Origin of the sequence: Kaistella gelatinilytica, from assembly GCF_015679325.1 — a bacterium.
GTDB classification, from domain to species: domain Bacteria; phylum Bacteroidota; class Bacteroidia; order Flavobacteriales; family Weeksellaceae; genus Kaistella; species Kaistella gelatinilytica.
Genome location: NZ_JADPVI010000002.1, coordinates 370,113 through 387,800, shown reverse-complemented (window position 1 = coordinate 387,800; position 17,688 = coordinate 370,113). Strand labels below are relative to the sequence as shown.

The 17,688-nt window shown below is 36.2% G+C and carries 20 protein-coding genes and 1 tRNA gene; 9 read left to right on the top strand and 12 right to left on the bottom strand.

Annotated features, from left to right (window positions below):
• Window positions 1-73 precede the first annotated feature (73 nt).
• From IV494_RS08970 to IV494_RS08950, 5 genes are all read left to right on the top strand, one after another.
• On the top strand, window positions 74-1,510 hold the full coding sequence (locus IV494_RS08970; RefSeq protein ID WP_196079820.1) for an NADP-dependent isocitrate dehydrogenase: 1,437 nt from the start codon (window positions 74-76) through the stop codon (window positions 1,508-1,510).
• Between the two features lie 128 nt (window positions 1,511-1,638).
• Window positions 1,639-1,923, top strand: a complete 285-nt coding sequence (locus IV494_RS08965) for a hypothetical protein (protein WP_196079819.1) — start codon at window positions 1,639-1,641, stop codon at window positions 1,921-1,923.
• Window positions 1,924-1,985: 62 nt separating this feature from the next.
• Window positions 1,986-2,939, top strand: a complete 954-nt coding sequence (locus tag IV494_RS08960) for an L-threonylcarbamoyladenylate synthase (RefSeq protein ID WP_196079818.1) — start codon at window positions 1,986-1,988, stop codon at window positions 2,937-2,939.
• An 11-nt stretch (window positions 2,940-2,950) separates the two neighbouring features.
• A complete protein-coding gene (locus tag IV494_RS08955; RefSeq protein ID WP_196079817.1) occupies window positions 2,951-3,811 on the top strand; it encodes a DUF6671 family protein in 861 nt (286 codons plus the stop codon).
• Window positions 3,812-3,959: 148 nt separating this feature from the next.
• A complete protein-coding gene (locus tag IV494_RS08950; RefSeq protein ID WP_196079816.1) occupies window positions 3,960-4,418 on the top strand; it encodes a hypothetical protein in 459 nt (152 codons plus the stop codon).
• A gap of 65 nt (window positions 4,419-4,483) precedes the next feature.
• Here the strand turns inward: IV494_RS08950 and IV494_RS08945 are convergent, their stop codons facing one another.
• Complete coding sequence (locus IV494_RS08945) at window positions 4,484-5,008, bottom strand: gamma carbonic anhydrase family protein (RefSeq protein ID WP_196079815.1); 525 nt, start codon at window positions 5,006-5,008, stop codon at window positions 4,484-4,486.
• A gap of 186 nt (window positions 5,009-5,194) precedes the next feature.
• Between IV494_RS08945 and IV494_RS08940 the strand changes: the two genes are divergently transcribed.
• The 3 genes from IV494_RS08940 to IV494_RS08930 all read left to right on the top strand — a co-directional run bounded on the left by IV494_RS08940 (window position 5,195) and on the right by IV494_RS08930 (window position 7,661).
• On the top strand, window positions 5,195-6,073 hold the full coding sequence (locus tag IV494_RS08940; protein WP_196079814.1) for a NifU family protein: 879 nt from the start codon (window positions 5,195-5,197) through the stop codon (window positions 6,071-6,073).
• A 168-nt stretch (window positions 6,074-6,241) separates the two neighbouring features.
• Window positions 6,242-7,270: a ferrochelatase gene (hemH, locus tag IV494_RS08935; RefSeq protein WP_196079813.1), complete on the top strand. Its 1,029-nt coding sequence runs from the start codon at window positions 6,242-6,244 to the stop codon at window positions 7,268-7,270.
• Window positions 7,271-7,283: 13 nt separating this feature from the next.
• The gene (locus IV494_RS08930) at window positions 7,284-7,661 is read left to right on the top strand and encodes a VOC family protein (protein ID WP_196079812.1); all 378 of its coding nucleotides are present in this window, start codon (window positions 7,284-7,286) and stop codon (window positions 7,659-7,661) included.
• A 1-nt stretch (window position 7,662) separates the two neighbouring features.
• Here IV494_RS08930 and IV494_RS08925 read toward each other — a convergent pair whose 3' ends face one another.
• Entirely contained in the window at window positions 7,663-8,874 is a 1,212-nt protein-coding gene (locus IV494_RS08925; protein ID WP_196079811.1) for a type IX secretion system plug protein, read from the bottom strand.
• Between the two features lie 148 nt (window positions 8,875-9,022).
• On the opposite strand from IV494_RS08925, the gene IV494_RS08920 reads away from it, so the two are divergent.
• Window positions 9,023-9,658: an MBL fold metallo-hydrolase gene (locus tag IV494_RS08920; protein WP_196079810.1), complete on the top strand. Its 636-nt coding sequence runs from the start codon at window positions 9,023-9,025 to the stop codon at window positions 9,656-9,658.
• 56 nt (window positions 9,659-9,714) lie between these two features.
• Here the strand turns inward: IV494_RS08920 and IV494_RS08915 are convergent, their stop codons facing one another.
• From IV494_RS08915 to IV494_RS08870, 10 genes are all read right to left on the bottom strand, one after another.
• Window positions 9,715-10,275 carry a thioredoxin family protein gene (locus IV494_RS08915; protein ID WP_196079809.1) on the bottom strand — a complete coding sequence of 187 codons (561 nt, stop codon included), beginning with the start codon at window positions 10,273-10,275 and terminating at the stop codon, window positions 9,715-9,717.
• Window positions 10,276-10,359: 84 nt separating this feature from the next.
• Window positions 10,360-11,259, bottom strand: coding sequence for a tRNA (adenosine(37)-N6)-dimethylallyltransferase MiaA (miaA, locus tag IV494_RS08910; protein WP_196079808.1), 900 nt, complete (start codon window positions 11,257-11,259; stop codon window positions 10,360-10,362).
• 584 nt (window positions 11,260-11,843) lie between these two features.
• Entirely contained in the window at window positions 11,844-12,185 is a 342-nt protein-coding gene (locus tag IV494_RS08905) for a YkvA family protein (RefSeq protein WP_039353006.1), read from the bottom strand.
• A gap of 66 nt (window positions 12,186-12,251) precedes the next feature.
• On the bottom strand, window positions 12,252-12,803 hold the full coding sequence (locus IV494_RS08900) for a TlpA family protein disulfide reductase (RefSeq protein WP_196079807.1): 552 nt from the start codon (window positions 12,801-12,803) through the stop codon (window positions 12,252-12,254).
• Window positions 12,804-13,367: a thioredoxin family protein gene (locus IV494_RS08895; RefSeq protein WP_196079806.1), complete on the bottom strand. Its 564-nt coding sequence runs from the start codon at window positions 13,365-13,367 to the stop codon at window positions 12,804-12,806. It abuts the gene before it with no gap.
• A gap of 62 nt (window positions 13,368-13,429) precedes the next feature.
• On the bottom strand, window positions 13,430-14,491 hold the full coding sequence (aroC, locus tag IV494_RS08890; protein WP_196079805.1) for a chorismate synthase: 1,062 nt from the start codon (window positions 14,489-14,491) through the stop codon (window positions 13,430-13,432).
• A gap of 115 nt (window positions 14,492-14,606) precedes the next feature.
• Window positions 14,607-16,223, bottom strand: a complete 1,617-nt coding sequence (locus IV494_RS08885; protein ID WP_230380045.1) for an LIC_10190 family membrane protein — start codon at window positions 16,221-16,223, stop codon at window positions 14,607-14,609.
• Between the two features lie 72 nt (window positions 16,224-16,295).
• The gene (locus tag IV494_RS08880) at window positions 16,296-16,895 is read right to left on the bottom strand and encodes a YMGG-like glycine zipper-containing protein (protein WP_230380043.1); all 600 of its coding nucleotides are present in this window, start codon (window positions 16,893-16,895) and stop codon (window positions 16,296-16,298) included.
• A 148-nt stretch (window positions 16,896-17,043) separates the two neighbouring features.
• A tRNA-Cys gene (locus IV494_RS08875) sits at window positions 17,044-17,114 on the bottom strand.
• Between the two features lie 48 nt (window positions 17,115-17,162).
• Complete coding sequence (locus IV494_RS08870; protein ID WP_196079803.1) at window positions 17,163-17,672, bottom strand: RDD family protein; 510 nt, start codon at window positions 17,670-17,672, stop codon at window positions 17,163-17,165.
• Window positions 17,673-17,688 lie beyond the last annotated feature (16 nt).

Here is a 17,688-nt window from a genome sequence, read left to right as displayed (position 1 = left end):
TGGATAGTATTACAAATATAAATAAAAATATATGAATTAGAAACTCCAAATTTGTCCCATCAAAAAAAATAAAATGACAAGAATTACAGTAGCAAAAGGAGACGGCATTGGACCAGAAATTATGGATGCCACTTTGAAAATTATCATGGCAGCAGGAGCGCAGATCGAGATCGATGAAATCCCGGTCGGCGAAAAAGTATATCTCGCCGGAAATAATAACGGAATTGCCTCCGAATCCTGGGATACGATCAGAAGAAACAAAGTTTTTTTGAAAGCGCCCATCACGACTCCTCAAGGCGGCGGTTATAAAAGTTTGAATGTGACCACCAGAAAATTTCTCGGATTATATTCCAACGTGCGACCTTGCATGAGTTTGTATCCTTTTGTTGAAACGAAACATCATGAAATGGATATTGTCATTGTCCGCGAGAATGAAGAAGATCTTTATGGTGGAATAGAACATCAGCAAACAGATGAAGTTGTTCAGTGTTTAAAACTGATCAGTCGTCCAGGTTGTGAAAAAATCATTCGTTATGCTTTTGAATACGCTAAAGTTTATGGCAGAAAAAAAGTGACTTGCTTCACGAAAGATAATATCATGAAGCAAACCGATGGATTATTCCACAAAGTTTTTGATGAGATCGCTTTAGAATATCCGGAAATCGAGAACGAGCACTGGATCATCGATATCGGCGCGGCTAAAATGGCAGATACGCCAGAAATTTTTGATGTGATCGTGACTTTAAATTTATACGGAGACGTGATCTCAGATATCGCGGCACAGATCGCAGGTTCAGTTGGTTTAGCAGGTTCTGCAAATATCGGCGAAGAATGTGCGATGTTCGAAGCGATTCACGGTTCTGCGCCGAGACGTGCCGGACAAAATCTGGCGAATCCTTCAGGTTTGCTGCAAGGTTCAATTATGATGTTGAATCATATCGGACAAACAGACGTTGCTGAAAAAGTACAAAACGCTTGGTTAAAAACAATCGAAGATGGAATTCACACTTATGATATTTTTAAAGACGGAGTCAGCAAAGAAAAGGTCGGAACAAGCGAGTTTGCAGATGCGGTCATCAAAAATTTAGGTCATGAACCTTCCGTTTTGAAACCTGTCAAATTTGTAAAAGATGCGGTCCTCAATCTACCGAAATATGTAAAGAAACCTGCAATGAATAAGCAACTGGTTGGCGTAGATCTATTTGTCGACTGGAGAGGAACCGATCCGAATGAACTGGCGGAAAAATTACAGAGCATCAATACCGAAAACAAGCATTTGACTATGATCACCAATAGAGGAATTAAGGTTTGGCCGGAAGGTTTTTCTGAGACATTCTGCACCGATCACTGGAGATGTCGTTATCAGGCACAACCGGGAAAAACGCTGTACAAAAATAATATTATCACTTTATTAGCTAAAGCTTTAGACGCTAAAATAGACGTCGTTAAAACCGAAAATCTCTATGAGTTTGATGGTAAAGCAGCGTACTCTTTAGGTCAAGGTCAGTAAAATAAGAATCAAGTTTAAATTTTTTTAGTAATTGTGTGTAAATAAAGTCCGATCCTGTATTGGACTTTATTTTTAAAACTAATACTATTTTTTCTCCGTGCAAAATCTTCAATTCAAAATTATCATTAATGGAACATCAACAAACTTTTACCCTAATTGAGGGCGAATTTTTACCTAAAGAAAGCCGCGAAATACTCTTCAGTATTTACAAAAGTAAAATGCGTTTTCACCGGATGAAAAATTTTAGTTCTCAGGAACGTTTCGGCAGAGAAGATGAATCGGCATTAAAAAGAATTGCGCAACTGAAAGAAACTTTGGAAGCGATTTCAAAAGTGATTGACTCAGCAGAAAAAGAAGGGAAAATTTTAGAAATAAGATCACAAATTTCCCTGCATCTGATCGATGAAAATTGACGACCAACTGCGACAAACTTTAAATGCATTTTTAATAACGAATAAAATACAGAACTAAAATTATGATTTCGAATGAGATTTCCAAAGCGGTTGAAATTTTAAAAGATGAAGAATTGGTCGCAATTCCAACGGAAACGGTTTACGGTTTAGCAGCGAATATTTTTAGTGAAAAAGCGGTAAAGAAGATTTTCGAAATGAAGAAACGACCGTTTTTTAATCCGTTGATCGTTCATATTCACAGTTTGAATCAACTGGAAGAGCTGGTGAAAATCCTTCCTTCGAAAGCGAAATTACTGGCGGAACATTTTTGGCCGGGACCCTTAACTTTAGTTTTAAAAAAAAATGAATCTGTTCCTGATCTCGTTACTGCCGGAAAAGATTCTGTCGCGGTAAGAATGCCGAATCATTCGGTGACATTAGAATTATTACGCTCTCTAAATTTTCCTTTAGCAGCGCCGAGTGCAAATCCTTTCGGTAGTATAAGTCCAACAAAAGCCATTCATGTAGCGGAATATTTTGGGGAGAAATTACAAATGGTTTTGGAAGGCGGCGATTGTAAAAATGGAATCGAATCTACCATCATAGGTTTTGAAGAAGACGAGCCGATTTTATACCGATTTGGCGCGATTTCCACAGAGGAAATTGAAAAGGTTGTCGGAAAAATAATCATTAGAAATAAAGACGAGATCGCTCCAAATGCTCCCGGAATGTTGTTGAGGCATTATGCGCCGAACACGCCAACTTATCTGGAAAATGATGTGGAAGAATTTTTAAAATTATTTCCTGACAAAAAAATTGGAGTTTTGCTTTTTTCTAAAAATGTTCAGGCTTCTGAAGATGTTTATCAAAAAGTTTTGTCTCCAAGTGGCGATCTTAAAGAAGCTGCGGCGAATTTGTACGAATCACTGCATCATTTAGACAAACTTGGATTAGATCTTATTATAGCGGAGAGATTACCTGATTTTGATCTCGGAGTGTCGATCAATGACCGTTTGCAACGCGCTACAGAAAAATAATTAATTTTAAGATGAGTGCTGATACTAAACAAATCTCCTTTAAAGATAGAAGATTAATTATTGCGACGAAACATGGTAAAGAATCTGTGATTGCACCGATCGTGGAAAAATATCTAGGAGCTATCTGTTTTGTTGATGAAAATTTTGATACTGACCTTTTGGGAACTTTTACGGGAGAAATTGAAAGAAAGCACGACGTCATTTCAACAGTAAGAGAGAAATGTTTGAAAGCCATGGAGCTCAATCATTGTGAACTGGGAATCGCGAGCGAAGGTTCGTTTGGTCCGCATCCAATGGTTTTTTTTAGCAGTGCCGATGAGGAATTTCTCATTTTTATTGATAAAAAAAATAATCTGGAAATTATCGTTCGGGAATTAAGTACCGAAACGAACTTCAGTGGTAAATCAATTAAAAATGTTGATGAACTTTTGCAATTTGCAAACTCGGTTCATTTTCCTTCTCACGCAATGATTCTTCGGAAATCGCCCGATGAAAATGACTCTATTTTTAAAGGAATCAATGATATTTCTACACTCAAAGATACCTTCAATAAATTATCAGCAGAATTTCATGAAGTGTATGCGGAAACGGATATGAGAGCAATGTACAATCCTTCCCGGATGAAAGTCATCGAAAATGCGGCGAAAAAATTAGTGGAAAAAATCAATTCTTTATGTCCAGAATGCAAGATGCCAGGATTTGGAATAACTTCTTCCAAAAAAGGTTTGCCCTGTAGTTCATGTCACCGTCCAACACGCTCTGTCTTAAGTTATATTTCCGTTTGCAAACACTGCGACTTCTCCGATGAAAACAAATTTCCACACGACATCATGGTGGAAGATCCGATGTATTGCGATCATTGTAATCCCTGAATAAAACCAGAATCCACATTTTTTATAAAGTTTCTTAAAAATGGAGATGCTTTGTAAGAATTAAACTTTTACAGATGATCTGATTTTATTTGTTGACAATTTTTCTAAAAGGTCTTATTTTTGCACGCAAGTTTAAAAATAATTCAAAATGAGAACGGTCCTAATTCTTGCAATCGCCTCTTTATCTTTGTTCGCCTGCAAATCAAAAACTACGGCAGAAATTACCGATAATCTTCCGAAAGATATCGCTTTAAAACCTGAAAACAATTTGAATCAACAAGCGGATCAGCAACAGTTAAGTGTGCTCATCAAAGAAATTGATTCGATGGCTCAAAGAGAAACTTGCGACGGTTCAGCCAATTTCGCTTACACTGCAATTGGCGCAAAACCATGTGGTGGACCGAGTTCTTATATTGCTTATCCGAAGAAAATTGAAGCAGAGATTTTACCCAAAGTTCAAAAATTTACGGAGATGCAATCAGCCTTTAACAAAAAGTACAAATTAATGTCTGACTGTTCAATTGTCGCTGAACCTACGGAAATAAAATGTCAGGATGGAAAAGCGGTTTTGGTGAACGGCAATTCTTCAGTCGCTCAAGTGCAATAAAAAGCATAATAATTTGCTTTATAAAACCCTGTCAAAGCTTCTATTTCACCAAATAATTTCACGATCTACTGTCCACCTTCTTTGTACCAACCCGAATATTTCACATAATTATTGGCAATGCGATTCACTTCACCTTCCAGTAATTCCTCGGAAATATCTTTGATTTTGTGAGCAGGTGTTCCGGCCCAAACTTCTCCAGATTTTACGTGAGTTCCCTGAATAACAACTGATCCCGCACCAACGATCGAGTTGCTTTCTACGAGGCAATCATCCATCACAATTGCGCCCATTCCGATCAAAACATTGTCGTGGATCTTGCAACCGTGAACAATTGCGTTGTGACCGATGGAAACATTATCACCAATAATAAGCGGAAATTTTTCAAAAGTGCAGTGTAACATCGCATTGTCCTGCACATTTACCTTGTCGCCCATTGTAATATAATTCACGTCTCCCCGAATTACCGCATTATACCAAATGCTGCATTCTTTTCCCATCTTCACATCTCCAATAATTGTTGCCGTTTCTGCTAAAAAAGTATCCGCGCCGATTTGAGGTGTTTTGCCTAAAAGTTCTTTTATTAATGCCATACTATTTTTTTAATTTGATTAAAAGGATTAAAGTTTAGTGTTTCGTAATGTTAAGTACCGTCTTTAGAAAAAATCATTATCTATCATCAGATTTCTCCTGATATCACTCATTGATAAGGTCTAAAACATGACCAATAAAATCTAAATTCTTATCCGTATTTTTGTACTCAAATTTAAGGAAATAAAATGAGACCAATTATTATAGAGCCTACAGAAAACCCAAAAGTGATGAAGTTTGTCGCAGATTACAACTTGATGCCGGGTTCTTTGGAAATAGACCGAAATTCTGATATTTCAGAAATTCCGTTGGCGAAGAAACTTTTCGTTTATCCTTTTGTTGAAAGAATTTTTATCACCGCTAACTTTATTGCTGTTGCAAAACAAGATGGTGTCGATTGGGAAAATGTAGTTGAGCCTTTAAAAGGAATCATCGAAGAGGAATTAGAGGCAAATCCAAGAGTTTATCTTCAGAAGAAAGCAGAAGTTGAGCAGATCTTTGCAGAAATGACTCCAAATCCGATGGTGATGAAATTTGTTTCGACCAGAGTTTTGCTGGATGGTTTTGTGGAAGTCAAAAATATAGAAGATGCAGCAGAAGTTCCGTTGGCAAAAGCAATTTTTGATCAGTTTGAGTTTACAAAAGAGGTTTTTATCTCCGATAATTTTGTGGCAGTTACCAAAAATGTCTCCGTAGAATGGCATGAAGTAATGGTTGCTGTGCGAACTTTTATCACTGAATATTTACAAAATGGGGGTAAAATTTCTAACGCAAGTCCACAAAAGCATGATAGTCCCGTTGAAAATTTAATCAACAGAGAATATACGGAAACCGAACAAAAGATTTCTGATATCTTAACCGAATATGTTGCACCGGCTGTAGAAGCTGATGGTGGAAAAATTTCATTAATGGAATATGTTCCGGAAACAAAGACCGCAAAAATGTTATTGCAGGGAGCTTGTTCAGGTTGTCCAAGTTCGACGGCAACTCTAAAAGGTGGAATAGAAAATCTTTTGAAACAGTTTGTTCCTGAATTGGTAGAGAAAGTAGAAGCGGTGAATGGTTAATGATGGGAGTTTAAAGATGGATGATCATCTTCATTTTGTGAAATAGTTTTTTAAAAATATAATTGTTGCGCCCCGACTTGAACGGAGCTCTTTTTATAAATAATTCGAAGCGGTATTTGTAAAAAAGCGGGAGTGGAAGGCGGAAAAAGGCGTCCAAAGAAATAATAAATGGCAAAGAAAGGAATTTTATTAGTGAACCTCGGTTCACCAAGATCGACGAAAGTAGCAGATGTAAAAGAATATCTGGATGAGTTTTTAATGGATGAAAAAGTTATCGATTTTCGATGGTTTTTCCGGGCTTTACTGGTGCGTGGAATTATTTTGAATACTCGTCCGAAAAAATCAGCTGCGGCTTACGAAACTGTTTGGACGGATGAAGGTTCGCCTTTAATTTTCATTACGGAAAGAATTAAGAAAAAGTTGCAGAAAATAGTTGATGTTCCCGTAGAAATTGGGATGCGTTATGCGGAACCAAGCATTGAAACAGGCATGCGAAAATTGACGGAGCAAGGTGTTACCGAAATTGTTTTGTTCCCACTTTATCCGCAATATGCTATGAGCACTACGGAAACGGTGATTGAAAAAGCCGACGAAGTTCGTAAAAAACATTTTCCTGATATTAAAGTCAATTATATTCAGCCCTTTTATAATCGTGAAATTTATATTGATTGTTTAGCAGAAAGTATTCGGGAGAAATTACCGGAGAATTTTGATGCCTTACAATTCTCTTATCACGGTGTTCCGGAAAGACATATCTACAAAACTGATCCTACAAATACCTGTAATCTAAACGATTGCTGTTCGAGAGATGAAAATCCAAGTCATCAGTTTTGCTACCGTCATCAATGTTTCAAAGTGACGGAGAAGGTCATCGCAAAATTGGGTTTACCGAAAGAAAAAGTCATGGTTACATTCCAATCCAGGTTAGGAAGTGACAAATGGATGGAGCCTTACACCGATGAGACTTTAGAAGGTTTAGGAAAAAAAGGAATTAAAAATCTTGCAATTGTTTGTCCGGCTTTTGTTTCTGACTGCCTGGAAACTTTGGAGGAGATCTCTGTGGAAGGTAAAGAGCAGTTTGAACATGGCGGCGGAGAAAACTTTCATTATATTCCTTGTTTGAATGATGAAGACCGCTGGATTGAAGTGGTTAAAACTCTCTGTGAAGAGAAGTTGCACGAGTTTTATCTGGTTTAGAAAAATTCAGAAGATGGAATTCCGGTATGCGAGACACACGCAGAAAATTGAAAGTATAATCAAGTTTTACACCTCTGTTCTAAGCTTTCAGATTCGCGGCCGATTTAATGATCATGATGGTTATGACGGCGTTTTTCTGGGAATTGAAGGAGAAAACTGGCACTTGGAATTCACGCAAAATAATGAACAACCTATGTCCACGTTTGATGAAGATGACGCCTTAGTTTTTTATCCGAAAACTCAAACATCAGTTGACGAAATTCTGAAGAATTTGAGCATTTTTAAAGTTCCCATACTAAAAACAAAAAATCCTTACTGGAATAATAAGGGTTATTGTTTTGAAGATCCAGATGGATTCAAAATAATTATTTCCACAGAAAAAATAAAATAACTTACCGGACCGGAGTTCGAAATTCTCCGTAACCAATTAAGCCGTCGTAATTTCTACCGAATGGTTGGTAATATAAAAAAGCCTGGTATAAATTTTCTGTCTGCCAAAAACTTCCGTTGATTTCTCCAAAATTTAAAGTTCCATCGGTGTTTTTTGTGGCCAGAATATAATTGTAGAATCCCTGTTTCAAATAAATTTTTGCGATAAATCTTTTTGATTTTTCATCATAAGTCATCTGGTTTTCTTTGCTTGGAATAAAATCATTAAAACCGCCCAAAACATAAATTTCCTGACTGGTTTTTTCAGATTCTAAAGAGAAATAGACCCAGGAATAATCACCTTCTTTATCGGCAATACGCTCGATTCCCAAATCATTTCGTCGGAAATAATAGGCTCCATTCACATCGGGCTGAAATTGATAATTTAACGGAAAAGCCCAAACCGGATACAGGTACGTGTAATTCACCCCTTCCGAAGTTTCGGCTTGTGCAACCATATCGAATGGTTGATTCATATTTTTATTATCGAAATAATAAAACTCATTATTTCCCGGAAAAGATAGATTCAGCTGCTGAAAAAGCAATTTATTTCCCAGCGTTGAACTGGGTTTTTGGTTGTTAACTGCAACATTCCAGTTGTTATTTTGGACCACATTCAAACTGGCTGAATTTGCATTCTGGATCAACGAAGAATTATTTCCCACGACCTGCACTTCAACTCTCTGATTGATATTCGGATTTTTAGCGCTGGAAGTTCTGCTAATATTTAAAGCCACATTTGCCCCATCTTCAACCACACAAAATCTTTTCGTAAAAAGAGGTGAACTCGGAGAATCCAGATAAACGACAATTTCAAAATTACCCGAAATCTTGGGCTGAATTTTACTGTTTGGAAAAGTCAAAGTGTAATTGGTGTAAGCTTGTAAAGTATTGAAAGAATATTGATACTGGTCAATGAGCGCATTCAAACTTCCGTTCGCGAATTCTGTAAAAAACAAACCATCATCTTGCCAGTTCCGGTCAAAATGTTTCAAGGTATATCGATAAACCGTACTCGAGTTAGAAAGGTCATCAAATTTTAGAATAAGTTGCTCATTGAATCCGATCACCGCAGTTTCATCGTTCGTTTTTGGATTAAAAAGCTGAATGCTCCGAATATCCTGGCCGAATAAAACAGCGGTAAAAAACAGGAGTAAAAATTGTAAGTTTTTCATTGAGACGAAGATAATGAATTTTGATGTTGCTTGTTCTATTGATTTGAAAATACCAATTTAGTCTTCCTAACTTAAAATGATGATCATTATTGTTTCCTTTATATTTTTTAATTAAAAATTAGATTCTAAATTTGTGAAAAATTAGAAAATGCTCCAAATCAAATCCTTCCCTTTCAACCCTTTTTCTGAAAATACTTATATCGTTTTTAATGAGCGTAAAAATGCATTTATTATTGATCCGGGAAATTTTAGTGATGAAGAAACAGAAATTTTAGAAAAATTCATTTTAGATAATGATCTGAAGGTGCAGAATATTCTTTTAACGCATGCTCACATCGATCATGTTTTAGGTTTACAAAAAGCCTTTGACAAATACAAAGTTCCGGTTTTAATGCATGAACTCGAAAAAGAAATACTCGACAGAAATCCGATGGATGCGAATAGATTCGGTTTTTTCTTTAAACCTTTTGAGGGTAACATTTCTTATATAAAGGAAAATGAAGTCATTATTTTAGATGAAGATGAGTTTAAAATCCTGCACGTTCCGGGACATTCGCCGGGACATATTGCTTTTCACAATGAACCTCAAAAATTGATGATCTCCGGCGACGTTTTATTTGAAGGAAGCATCGGCAGAACCGATTTGTACAAAGGCAACTCTGAAGAACTTCTAAAAAGTATCAGAGAAAAACTATTTGTTTTACATGATGAAACCAAAGTGTACAACGGTCACGGAAATCCCACGACGATCGGCTTCGAAAAAAAATATAATCCTTTTTTTTAAAGAAAAAAAGAGCCAGGAATTAACCTGGCTCTTTTTACTTGTTACTTTGCTCTTATTTAAGCTTTCCACTTAATATTACAACCCATACTTGGTAACTGCATTTCTTCCTGCGGTTCACCTGCCAGTAAATTTTCGAAAGCGATGATCAGATCTTCTCCCGTAATTTCTTTTGTATTTCCCGGTCTGGAATCATCCATTTGTCCACGATAAATTAAATCTAATTTTTCATCAAAGAAGAAGAAATCTGGCGTGCATGCAGCATTATAAGATTTTGCGATCGCCTGACTTTCATCGTATAAATAAGGGAAATCGAATTTTTTTTCTACCTGAAATTCAGCCATTTTTGCTGGCGAATCTGCGGGATATTTTTCGGCATCATTTGCATTGATGGCGATAAATTCGATACCGCTGTTCTGATAATCTTCGTACAATTCTGCCAGTTTATCGATGATATGAAGTACAAATGGACAATGATTGCACATGAAAATAACAAGCGTTCCTTTTTCGCCTTTTAAATCTTCCAGAGATTGCATTTCATTGCTTTGTGAAGGATTTGGTAGTTCAAAAAAAGGTGCTTTTGTTCCAAGCTCGAGCATATTTGAAGGAGTATTTGCCATAATTTTTAAGGAGTTTATTTGATGAGGTGACGATTTAATAATTATTGATGCAAATATAATGATAAACTAATTCACTGAAAAAAATCAAATTTTCGTATTTAAAAGTGCTAATGATTCTTCCAATGAATTTTCAAAATTTACCCAATTGATATTTTCTTCTTTCCGGTACCAGGTTAATTGTCGTTTTGCAAATCTGCGGGAGTTTTTTTTGATTTCCTCGATGGCAAAATCCAACGTCCATTCCTGCTCAAAATATTTGAAAAGTTCTGAATAACCCACTGTCTGTAAAGCCAGATTATTTTTAAAGGGAATTAAAGATTCCGCTTCCTGAAGCAAACCATTTTCCAGCATCAAATCTACTCGCTGATTGATCCTGTCGTAAATAATTTCCCGCGGCGCCTGAATACCGATTCTGATGACATCAAAATCACGTTTTTTTACCTGATCTTTAATGTTTTCAGTATAGGTTTTGCCAGTTTGCCAGATGACGTCGATCGCACGAAAAAGCCGTCGTGGATTGTCTTTATCAACGAGTTCAAAATATTTAGGATCTAAATTCTGTAGGATTTTCTGTAGATTTTCTATTCCTTCTTCTTCGAAAATTCTTTCTAATTCTTTTTGATTTTTTTCGTCGGCTTCGGGTAAATCATTGAGTCCTTCAAGAACTGCTTTTTCGTACATCATGCTTCCACCGACCATAACCGCAATATCGTGAGTCTGGAAAAGTTCCTCAATTTTTTGGATGGCTTCTCTCTCGAACTGACCGATGGAGTAATAATTTTCTACGGAAAGCTGACCAATAAAATGATGTGGAACGGCAGCGAGTTCTTCAGAAGAAGGAGTGGCAGTACCGATTTTCATTTCTTTGAAAAACTGTCGGGAATCACAGGAAATAATTTCAGTCTCGAAATGTTTCGCGATTTGGATGGCGAGTTTTGTTTTACCGATTCCGGTGGTTCCGATGATGGAGATGAGTTTTTTCACAGCGCAAATTTCCTCATTTTTTTTGAATTAACGGGAAGTGATTTAATTCGGAGTTTTTATGTGGAATTTTAGATGTTTGAATTTTTTTAATAATTGTTGGAAAGGTAATTTTTGGCTAAAGCCGGATTTGAATTTTTCTTTTTTAAACGGGCTAAAGCCCGTTCCTAGTGATGGATCTTTTTCGGAAAATTGTTTTTGGAATTGTATTTGAAAATGGCTGTAATACTAGTGATTTTGAGGAAATTAATAGGATTAAGATTTTCTCCGCAAAAGGTAATGATTGTCGCTTTCAAGTTTTCGTTAAAGGTTTTTTGGGAACCTTGTCAAGGTTTGGAACCTTGACAAGGTTGATTGCAGTGAAATTTTCTGCATAATATTTCGGAAATAATCCAGATCAAAAATGCAATTTGACTTACAAAATACCTGAAATTCCAGCCCCGATTGCAATGAAAATCCTTATACGGAACGAAGTGGAGTAAAAGATTGCAATGGAAAGCGGGTTGTGATCATCGAAGAAAAAACTTCTAATATTGCTCCTAAAAAAAACCACTCAATTTCTTGAATGGTCTTATAAGTTATAAAGTTTATCCTACAATTTCAGCTTCTGTTACTCGCAGATCAGTTGATTTCATGGAGACTTCCCATTCTATGAATTTTTCTGCCTCTGCGATCAACATCGGCATTGCCAATGCGAGCAGCGCAAGATCGTCTAAAACGCCAATAACGGGGATCCAGTCTGGAATGATGTCTAAGGGTGAAATTAGATAAACCAGCACCAGTGCGGGTAAAATCACGTTTTTGAATTCGGGTTTGTAACCGCCTTTTGCCATGGTAGATTTAACCATTCGGATGATCACGGGAATCTTCCTGATAAATCCTTTGTGTTTGAATGCTTCTTTCGCTAATGCTATTTTTGATACTTTCATTTTTGTGTAATGTTTAGATCATACAATTCGCAAATTCTATACCACGATTTCTTAAATGTAGTTAAATTACTTGGTGAAATTATCGATGAATTCGTGAACTGATTTGCTGTTCCAGTCTTTCGAAGCATCTTCTTTCAGTAAAATTCTGCCATTTTTGTATAGTAAAAACGTGGTCGGAAATACTTTCGGAAGAACGTTACTGGAGATCGGACTTTGTGCAATATAAACCGGAACGGTGTATTTATTGTCTTTCATAAACTTCCGAACTTTGTCCTCTTCATCCTGCATTGCGATGAGTACAAAATCTATTTTATCTTTTTTAACGTCATATAATTTCTGAATTGTCGGCCATTCTTCGCGGCACGGAGGACACCAAGTTCCCCAGAAATTCAGAAAAATGAGTTTATTTCCGCGCAAAGTTTTCAGATTAATGTCGGGCGTATTAATTCCTTTCAGCTGAATATCCATATCTGAATCCTGGAGGGTGATCGTATTTTCAATGGCTGCTACAGGAAAAAATAGATCTTTTAATTTGAGTTTTACTTCAGGGAAAATAAAAAGTACCGCAATAAATGCGATGACGATCATGTTGAAAATGTTTTTTTTAAGAAAATTCATTTAGATTAAATTTATAATTTCTTCGATGGCATCTTTGCCTCGGTTTTTCGCATAATAGACCTGCAAGTCATTGTAAAATTCTTCTCTCGGATAGGTTGTCTCGTTTTCTTTGAATTTTTTCAGCAAGTCATTTCCATATTTCGGTCTTGGTCCCCAAACATTTTTTACAGAAAGATCTTTATTCAGAATAAGAACTCTCGGAATGGATTGCGTTCCGTTGGTTAAATACTGATCGATTAAAGAAGGGTCAGAATCTCTCAAAAATATTTTGACTTCATTTCCGGCTGCTTCAAAAAATTTGGAAACTGCAGGAACCGTCGCACTTGCATCGCCACACCAAGGTTCAGAAATGATTAAAATTTTTCCGTCGAAGTTTTTTTCTTTTATTTTTGAAAGTTGATCAGCGTCAACTTTGTACGTTTTTAGTGTTCGTTCCATGCGGTGAAGTCCGAGTTCATAATAATCCTGATATTCATCATTTTTATCGGGGTTATTGCGGTAGCGTTCTTCTGAAATTTTTAAATATTCCTCGAAAGTGAGGGCTTTTTGCCAGTAGTTGTTCATTCTTTTAAATTTTATTCAAATTTCGGTAAAAACCTTTAGATTCAAAGTGACTTTGATCACATTCAGAATTTTCTGAGCTGATTAATTAAAAATAGATCTGCGAGTACGAAAGCTGCTAAATTTTCAACAATAGGAACAGCTCTTGGTAAAACGCAGGCATCATGTCGTCCTTTTCCTTCAACGGTGATGGGATTTCCTTCTTTATCGAAACTTTCCTGCGGACGCAAAATTGTTGCAACCGGTTTAAAGGCGACGCGAAAATAAATATCCATTCCATTAGAAATTCCACCTTGTATTCCGCCTGAGAGATTGGTTTTAGTCGTAAAATCCTCATTAAACAGATCGTTGTGCTCGTTGCCTGTCATTTTTGCCCCGCAAAATCCACTTCCATATTCAAAACCTTTGCAGGCATTAATGTTGAGCATGGCTTTTCCTAATTCTGCCTGTAGTTTTCCGAAAACCGGTTCTCCGATTCCTATAGGTAGATTTTTGATGACACACGTTATTGTTCCACCGATTGTATTTCCTTCTTTCTTAATTTCTTTGATTTTTGAGATCATTTTCTCCGCAGTTTCAGCATCCGGACATCGAACATCATTAGAATCTATCTTCGAAAAGTCTAAATCCTGATACGGTTTTTCGCAGAAAATATCGCCGACGGATGAAACATAGGCGTTGATCTCTACATTTTCCGGGAGAAGTTGTTTCGCTAAACTTCCTGCCACGACCCAATTTACCGTTTCCCGTGCAGAAGATTTTCCGCCACCGCGATAATCCCGGATCCTAAATTTTTGATCGTAGGTGAAATCGGCGTGACTCGGTCGGTATTGTTGTGCGATATGATCGTAATCTTTGGATTTTTGATTTTCATTTTCGATGAGGAAACCAATGGGAGTTCCGGTCGTTTGTCCTTCAAAAATCCCAGAAAGAAACTTTACGGTGTCGCTTTCTTTTCTTTGGGTAACGATTGCAGATTGCCCCGGTTTTCTGCGGTCGAGCTGATGTTGAACTCTATCTAAATCGACATGCAGACCTGCCGGAAAGTTGGTAATAATTCCACCGTATGCGATTCCGTGGCTTTCGCCAAAAGTAGAAAGAGAGAGAAAATTTCCTAAATTAAACATATTACAAAGTTACTTATTTGTGATGAGTTTTGAGTTACGAGTTTCTGATTGTCAAGTTGTAATTCTTTTTTTTTAATAGAGATTTTTTTAGAGGATCTAGCTTCTTTTTAATCAGCTATTTTAGAGATTGTTTAGAGTATTCTTCTAAAACATTTTTAATTTTTAACTTTTCTTCCTGTGAAATTTTTCGCCAGATAAAACCTTCTTTTAATGTTTTTCCTTTCAATTGAGGAAAAATTCCGGCATCTAAATCTTCCTGGATGAATTGAGGGGAAATTGCGGGAAGTGGCGTATCAAAACTAAAGGGGTAATTCTTTACGACATTAAATTTTAAATTACCGATCTGATGGGTCTTGTATTTATTTAATTCAAAGTGAGCAGGTTTGTAAAACTGATTTACATTAAAACCTGTCATAAAACCTCCAAGTTTAAAACTGGGTAACAATTCGGTTACTACAGACGGAAATGATAAAAAACCAGCGAAAAACACAGAAAGCGTTGAAAAGATCACTAACGAAATTTTCTTTGTAAAAAATTCATTCAACAAAATAAAGGTGATCACAAAAAATACATCCAGAAAAAAACGGTATTGCGCGGAAAATAGCAGGACTAAAACTGATTTGATGAAAATTGAAATAAAAAGGATCCAAATAACTTTCGATTTTTTCTTTAAAGAATAGACGAAGAAAATCAGGAGACTCATGATGAAGAGCAAATGAATTTTACCTTTGATCCCATTGAGAAAAAGCCAGTTTTTAATATATTCAAAACCTGAAAATTTATGAATATCAGCATATTGATATTGCATGTCGTACGTTTTCATGATTGCTGTTTCTGAGGAATTCTGCAACAATTGAGGATTTGGTTTCCAGGATAATCCTAAATCTAAAAATTGTACGGGAAAAACAGGAAATCCGAAAGTCCAGCTATTTTTGAAAATAAATAAGATCAATACAAAAATTCCCAAAACAGTAAATTTTAAATTGCTCTTTAAAATGAGCAAACTGTAGAAGAAAGCGAAGATTGGCAACCAAATCATAGTCGGTTTTATCGCAAAAACGAACATAGAAAGTGCAAAAAGCAATGCGCAATTTTTGTTGGAATTAATTATTTCATTGAGGATAATGAGAGAGAATGCGATCACCGGTAGATCGGGACTTGGCGATTGGGTGAGCAAAAATAAAATGGGCAGAAAAAAGAGATGGATCCATGATTTTTTTTCGAACGTGTAAATTAAATACACGATCAAAACCATTACATTAATTCTTAAAAAAGGATCAGCAAAATTGGAAAAACCCGCCTGTAAAATATGCCAAACCGACATTTGACCCAATAAGAGATCGAGATTTGAAATTCCCTGCACCAAACCTATTTGAGAAATCCACTTCACCGTCGGAACGTAGTATCCAAAGTGATCTAAAATAAAAGGGTAGAAGGAACCGAAAAAGATAATGATGAAAACGAGAGGAAGGAAAAGCAATTTGTTTTTGCCGATAAAATTCCAGAACCGTTTGTAGATCCTAAAATAAAAAAAGAAAAACAATCCTAAAATAATGGAAACGCTTTCTACAAATATATTGAGCGGAATGAAAAAAGCCAGAAATGAACAGATCATTGACACTGAAAAAATGCCCATCATCAAATTAATCGCAATTCCTTCTGATAAATTTCCAGCTATTTTATTGAAAAACTGACCAAACCCGCTAAAGACAGGAATTAAAATAACGATCATAAAGAAGATAGAGACCATAAAAAAAGATTGCTTAAAAATAAGCAATCTTTTTTTTATATTATTTGAGAATAATTAATTTCTTGGTTTCACACGACCGTCTTTTCGATCGCCAGCTCTACCGATGGTATAACCTGTTGCGCCACCTACGACACCACCGATTACCGCACCTAGACCACGGTTATTTTTACTGATAATCGCTCCTGCAGCAGCTCCACCCACCGTTCCGATGATGGTTCCTTTTGCAGCTTTACTCATCCCTCTGTTCTGCTGAGTCGTTCCTTGCGATGTTCCTCCAGAGTTACCATTGTTTGAACCGGAGTTTGAATTATTTCGCGGAGTATTGTTTACATAAACCGTTCTCGTTTCTCTGATCACCTTAGGTTTTGAAGCGATTCTTGCTTTTTCTTTTTCTTCTGAAACTTTAGCAACGCTATCCGCTTTTTTCTGAGTCTCGTAAGCCATTTGCTCTTTCTCGATTGCTAATTTTTGTTTTTCAATCTCTAATTGTCTGGATTGAAATTCTATTTTTTGCTGATCTAAAGATTTTTCAGCAACTGAATTATCTTTTGTACATGCAGTCAATAACAACATCGACATTGCACCTGAAAACAAGAAACCTTTGATAATTCTTGTCTTGTTCTGTATCGGTTTTAATTGATTGGATGATTTCATAATTTTAAATTTTAAAATATTATAGATTAACAATATTAAGTGCAACATGCCAAATACGAAACCAATGTACTGTTAAGGAAACGTTAAAAAACTTAAAATGTTTTAAAAAAAGAAGCAAGTGTCTGTACTTTAGACACTTGCTTGCTTGAGGTTCCTAGCGGATTCGAACCGCTGTAGATGGTGTTGCAGACCACTGCCTAACCACTCGGCCAAAGAACCATTTGGGTTTGCAAATATAGGGATTTTAATTTTTGGAGAAAAATTTATTTAAAGATTTTCTTTTACACCGATCAATTCCAGTTCACTTTCGAGGCTTTTTGCGTTTTCAAAACTTCTCTTTCGTACAACAGCGGTATCAGCCAAGTTGTCGTGCCATCCTGTGCTACCTAAGAAAGACAATTGGTCGAAAGGTACTGCTCTTATGAAATTTCTCTTTAGGAAGTCCAGCATTGTAAGTTCGCTCCCATCAGTTTTTACCACTTTGGTTCCGGTGATCAATTTTCCTAAACTTCTACCCTTCGTTGCAAATTCTTTTAAAAACATTATAAAAGCGTAGGCTAAAAGAGTAAAGATTCGATCTATTAATGGATCCATGTTTTCTAATTCATCAGCGGTCTTTTCTATTGCAACTCCCAATATATAATATTTAAGCACTGCAAAAACACCTAATAAAAACCACATGATGAGCAGAGAAAATGCAAAGTCAACGAGATAATTAATGAAACGATAAATTTTTTCCGCCTTATTGCGTTCTATAACCTGTAGAGTTCTTGCCATATTATTTATTTGATTG

Coding starts and splice junctions, on each gene's coding strand:
- IV494_RS08970 (WP_196079820.1), top strand. CDS start 74: ATGACAAGAATTACAGTAGCAAAAGGAGACGGCATTGGACCAGAAATT.
- IV494_RS08965 (WP_196079819.1), top strand. CDS start 1,639: ATGGAACATCAACAAACTTTTACCCTAATTGAGGGCGAATTTTTACCT.
- IV494_RS08960 (WP_196079818.1), top strand. CDS start 1,986: ATGATTTCGAATGAGATTTCCAAAGCGGTTGAAATTTTAAAAGATGAA.
- IV494_RS08955 (WP_196079817.1), top strand. CDS start 2,951: ATGAGTGCTGATACTAAACAAATCTCCTTTAAAGATAGAAGATTAATT.
- IV494_RS08950 (WP_196079816.1), top strand. CDS start 3,960: ATGAGAACGGTCCTAATTCTTGCAATCGCCTCTTTATCTTTGTTCGCC.
- IV494_RS08945 (WP_196079815.1), bottom strand. CDS start 5,008: ATGGCATTAATAAAAGAACTTTTAGGCAAAACACCTCAAATCGGCGCG.
- IV494_RS08940 (WP_196079814.1), top strand. CDS start 5,195: ATGAGACCAATTATTATAGAGCCTACAGAAAACCCAAAAGTGATGAAG.
- hemH (WP_196079813.1), top strand. CDS start 6,242: ATGGCAAAGAAAGGAATTTTATTAGTGAACCTCGGTTCACCAAGATCG.
- IV494_RS08930 (WP_196079812.1), top strand. CDS start 7,284: ATGGAATTCCGGTATGCGAGACACACGCAGAAAATTGAAAGTATAATC.
- IV494_RS08925 (WP_196079811.1), bottom strand. CDS start 8,874: ATGAAAAACTTACAATTTTTACTCCTGTTTTTTACCGCTGTTTTATTC.
- IV494_RS08920 (WP_196079810.1), top strand. CDS start 9,023: ATGCTCCAAATCAAATCCTTCCCTTTCAACCCTTTTTCTGAAAATACT.
- IV494_RS08915 (WP_196079809.1), bottom strand. CDS start 10,275: ATGGCAAATACTCCTTCAAATATGCTCGAGCTTGGAACAAAAGCACCT.
- IV494_RS08905 (WP_039353006.1), bottom strand. CDS start 12,185: ATGAAAGTATCAAAAATAGCATTAGCGAAAGAAGCATTCAAACACAAA.
- IV494_RS08900 (WP_196079807.1), bottom strand. CDS start 12,803: ATGAATTTTCTTAAAAAAAACATTTTCAACATGATCGTCATCGCATTT.
- IV494_RS08895 (WP_196079806.1), bottom strand. CDS start 13,367: ATGAACAACTACTGGCAAAAAGCCCTCACTTTCGAGGAATATTTAAAA.
- aroC (WP_196079805.1), bottom strand. CDS start 14,491: ATGTTTAATTTAGGAAATTTTCTCTCTCTTTCTACTTTTGGCGAAAGC.
- IV494_RS08885 (WP_230380045.1), bottom strand. CDS start 16,223: ATGATCGTTATTTTAATTCCTGTCTTTAGCGGGTTTGGTCAGTTTTTC.
- IV494_RS08880 (WP_230380043.1), bottom strand. CDS start 16,895: ATGAAATCATCCAATCAATTAAAACCGATACAGAACAAGACAAGAATT.
- IV494_RS08870 (WP_196079803.1), bottom strand. CDS start 17,672: ATGGCAAGAACTCTACAGGTTATAGAACGCAATAAGGCGGAAAAAATT.